This window comes from Microcoleus sp. D2_18a_B4 (genome assembly GCF_036702475.1).
Lineage (GTDB): Bacteria > Cyanobacteriota > Cyanobacteriia > Cyanobacteriales > Microcoleaceae > Microcoleus.
Genome location: NZ_JAUBTL010000122.1, coordinates 882 through 5,540 on the forward strand (window position 1 = coordinate 882; position 4,659 = coordinate 5,540).

At 49.0% G+C, this 4,659-nt stretch carries 2 protein-coding genes; both read right to left on the reverse strand.

What is annotated here, in order from left to right; genetic code table 11:
• Nucleotides 1-2,549, reverse strand: a 2,549-nt coding sequence (locus QUB04_RS32105) for a DUF4347 domain-containing protein (RefSeq protein WP_333290708.1), incomplete at its 3' end; no start/stop codon positions are given.
• Nucleotides 2,550-3,202: 653 nt separating this feature from the next.
• Nucleotides 3,203-4,659 (reverse strand): calcium-binding protein (locus QUB04_RS32110; protein ID WP_333290709.1); only part of this gene is annotated, 1,457 nt, incomplete at its 5' end.

The following is a 4,659-nucleotide window of genomic DNA, read 5'->3' on the forward strand; positions in this document are numbered from 1 at the left end:
GGGATCGCCGTCCAAGTCACAATACCTGTAGTTGCGTTGTAACTTCCGCCCTCCGACACGCTGACTCCTGTTAAACCCGGAACAATGGTGTCGGCGATCGCCACATTGGTTGCCGCACTCGGCCCACTGTTAGTCGCCGTAATTGTGTAGGTGACTGTCGAGCCTGCCGCCGCAGTAGCGGGCCCGGTTTTGCGCGTAACAACATCGGCGCTAGCGGCGATCGTGGTGGTGACTCTTGCTTCGGGGCTGCTGCCGTTGTTGTTGCCGGGATTGGGGTCTGGGGTATTTGAGGTGCTGCTAGCAGTGTTGGCGATGGGGCCGCCGGTGGCGGGAACTGCGAAACTGACGGTTCTGTTGGCGCTGGCTGCGCTGGCTAGGGATGGGATCGCCGTCCAAGTCACAATACCTGTAGTTGCGTTGTAACTTCCGCCCTCCGACACGCTGACTCCTGTTAAACCAGGAACAATGCTGTCGGCGATCGCCACATTGGTTGCCGCACTCGGCCCACTGTTAGTCGCCGTAATTGTGTAGGTGACTGTCGAGCCCGCAGCCGCAGTAGGGGGCCCGCTTTTGACCGTCACTACATCGGCAATATCGTTCGTAATAGTGGTGGTGACTCTCGCCGACGGGCTGCTGCCGCTGTTGTTGGCGGGTACGGGATCGATCGTGCTGCTGCTGCTGAATACACTGTTTGTAATAGGGCCGAGTGTAGTTGGGGCCGTAACAGTTACGGTGCGGGTGGCTGTGGCCCCAAGAGGTAAATTCGGAATACGCCAGGAAACCAGTCTCGTTGTCGAGTTGAAAGTGCCGTTGCCGTCGGCACTGCCAAATACTGCCCCTCGGGGCAATTGATCTTCAACCACCACGTTTTCGGCATCGTCCGGGCCGTTATTTACCGTCGTAACTGTGTAAGTAATGGCGCTGCCTGGTGCCGCAGCGGGCGGGCCTTTTTTCGTTGTCGCAACATCTGCTGTAGTAGGCGGCACGTCTATAGTTTGGATAGACAAAGTGCGAATGTCGTGAATATTTGTTGCGTCTCCCGTTGAACCAGCAAAACCAAATTTGAATGTTGCCGGGATTGGCCCGTTTATGTCCTCTAAATTGTCAATGTCGATAATAGTCTCGCCCACATCTGTAAACGAACCATCATTGTCGAGGTCAAAGTTAACAGTGAGACGGTTTGGCGTTGCAGAAGTGGGGGGTTCCAAAATAATTTGAACTCTTCTTCTGGCTGCTTCGCGAGTGCTAGTAATGGCGTTGTTCAGCCCGTTTGGAGCCACAGGATTTACGGTATCGGGAATATTATCTATTCCCTGCGGCACAAACGCAGAAGTTAAAAACTGATATTGCGTAGATTCGCTACCTCGAAGCGTTACCGAATCTGGTCTCGCCCCAATTCCGTCTATACGCCCTCTATCTTCAACTGAAAAATTTCCGAATTCATCAAATCCAATTCCTAAATAACCTCCAACTAAACCGGGTTCACCTGTATTTTGGGCGTAGCCGAGAGAACCTCCAAAGCCTCCAGCTTTTGTTGGCGTCACCGTACCGTCAATTAAAAAGAAACTTGTGCCGTCCCCTGTCGAATTGGCTGGAGCCGGAGGACGTGAAGTGCCGTTGTAGGCAAATATATCGAAGACAATTTTAAGGCCGCTGCTGACTGGTACCTGACTGTTATAGATGACAAAAGTAGATTGGTTAAAATTGCTTGAAGTTAATCTCAAAGCCCCGCTGCCAGGCGGGTCGATGTTCAAACCCGGAAAACTCTCCGTTCCAGTTCCTGCTGTTAAAGCTGGAGCCACTGACTCCGTGTCGCGGACCCCAGAGAGCCAAGGCCCAATTAGACTTGCGTCTTGAAAACTTTCGTCCACTAAATTAATGAGGACAGCGCTGTAAGTTTCCTGGGTTTTTGTTTCAAAGGCTATTGCGGTTTTTACTCGTCCTGCTGTAACATTTAATTGCCACTTTCCTCCTAATTTTGCACGGCCAATTAGACTGTTGGAAGCCGCTATATTTGCCCCTGTTAATTCTCTCAGCTTCCGCACGAAAGCAATCCCTGATTTTCCAGCCCCAACCCTGCACGCTAATAATAAAATATCGGCTTTTTCGCTGAATGCCTTTCGCCACTGCTGCAAATGCCGATCGTACTTTGGTAAGTTTTCATCCTTTAGTACAGTTGACCCCAGTTGCACGGAAGCTTCATTGCCGTGAGCAACAATCTGAAGGCTGGCAATTAAGCTGCGTTTAGCTAGAATCTCGGTAATTTGTTCTACTCCGTCCAGAGTTTGATCCAGGACAATTATCTCTGTCCCCGGTTTGACTCCGCTGGCAAGATGCTGATAATTCTCTACCCTCGGATCGATGCAAACTAAATGTTTTTTAGGCGCGGTTTTGACGCGAAGACTCGTTTTTGTTAAACAGTAAATATCGCTCAGGCGATCGCCCGCTAACGGCTCCCCGATCACACGAGCTTTTATGCAGTCTTTGTCGCCTGTCGCGTAACTTAATTTTTGAACTGGGGAAGAGTAGTTGCACCCTAATTTTTTCATGAGTTACATAGCTCCTTGACGTGTTAATTGTCAACCTTCAGTGGTAGATATTATTGTTAATTGCTAATGGGAAATTTCTACTTGCTAATTTCTCGGCTTCGCATACTTAACAAGTTCAATTTACTGCGATATTTTTTTTATCGACATCTTCCCAAAGTAGCAGTTCGCTGTATTTACCTTGGAAATCAGGCGTTTTTTAGCCAACTCTGACTAGGCGCAGATTTTTTTTAGTATAAAAAAAACGCCCGCGATGCAAGAAAATTACGCCGTGAAGTGCGATTTTTTTTTTCACAAGCTAGTTGACAAGTGTTCGTATTTGTAGTAATAGGGGGTTTGACCCCTCAGACTTTTATTAGGACGTAAGTCCAGATAACAAACCAATTTTATGGTAGTCAATCAGTCCCATATCAAATAATATCTGTTTGTGTAAAGTAAACGTTATAACTTTTGTCGCCCTAAATTCTGCCTTTTGACTTTACTCAGGAATGAATTCCTCACTAAAACCAATTTCATGGTAGTCGCTCAGTCGAACATCAAATAAGTCAAGAGCTTGATGTTCATTGAGTTAAAAATATTCTACAAGCCCGGTTTATTTAACAAAGCGAGCGTGTAGAATATCGGCAAAAGCGCGCCGATTAAATGCGCTTTTATCCTTACCGAGAAATAGTTAGAAAATCGAGAGAGTTCAGAGGATTATTAGCCCCAAAAATCTGAGCCAAAACCTGACCAGTCGCCGCAACTTGTAGCAGTGTGCCATTAGCCATCGAGTTAAGTTGCAAAGCCTCAAAACTCAAGCCACCAGCCAGGAAAAACTTATCAGTTCCTACGGAAAAATTGAGCACAGTATCCATACCGCTATTAGCGCTTAACACAAAGCGATCGTTCCCAATACCTCCAATCAAAGTATCATCTCCCCCATCGCCAAACAGCCAGTCATCCCCAACACCCCCATTGAGAATATCGCTATCTTTCCCGCCGTAAATAGTGTCATTACCATCATCACCATTGAGAGTATCTTGACCTTCATTGCCGTATAACAGGTCATCCCCACTGCCACCGTTGATGCAGTCTTGCTGGCCGTTAGAGCCCACAGCGCCTCGCAGATTTTCCCCGCGATCGCCACTAATGGTATCGTTACCTTCATCGCCGCACAAAATATCGCTGGCATCATCGCCGTACATCAAGTCGTTGCCAGCATCTCCCTGTACTACATCGTCATCCTTGCCTCCACGAAGGGTATCGTTACCAAAACCCCCACTCAAAGAATCGGAACTCTCACCCCCACCCTGAAAGTCATTCCCCTCTCCTCCAAATAGCAAGTCGCGGCCATCCACATCGGACACTAACTGATTTTGCAAGCCGCCATAAAGCGAATCGTCCCCCTCATCCCCGACAATGGTGTCGGAACCGAGTTCGCCCCAAATCCGGTCGTTGTCTTTGCCACCATAAACTAAGTCGTTACCTTTGCCGCCAAAAATACTATCGTTACCGCTGCCACCGCCGATGAGATCGCCGATGTCGTTACCGAAAATTAAGTCCGCTTCATCCGTGGCAATTGTACTGGCTTGTTGAGTGCCGTAGTCGCCGATTATGGTGTCGGAACCTAGATTGCCGTAAAGAGTATCCGAGTCAGTTTCGCCAAAAATGCGATCGCCCCCTTTGCCTCCAAACAGCAAATCCCGTCCGTTGCCACCCAGCAAGGTATCGTCTTGTTCTTCGCCGTTAAGTAAGTCGTTGCCATCGCCTCCTGTCAGTAAATCGAAGCCGTCGGGGTCGCTATCGAGGGAGTTGAGCACGCCACCAAACACAGAGTCGTCTCCGTTGTCGCCGGAAAGGGTATCTGGGCCTTTGTCACCCCAGATCAGGTCGTCTTCTTTGCCACCAAAGGCGATGTCGCCAGCTTTGCCGGAGTAAAGGGTGTCGGAACCTTGGTTGCTAGCAATGGCATCGCCTGAAGAACCGCCGAAAATCAGGTCGCCGTCGTTACCAGTCAAGTCGATGTTGTTGCCGTTGTCGCCGATTATGGTGTCTATACCGCGATCGCCGTACAATGTGTCTCCATTGCGATCGCCAAAAATGCGATCGTCTTGTTTGCCACCAAATACGGCAT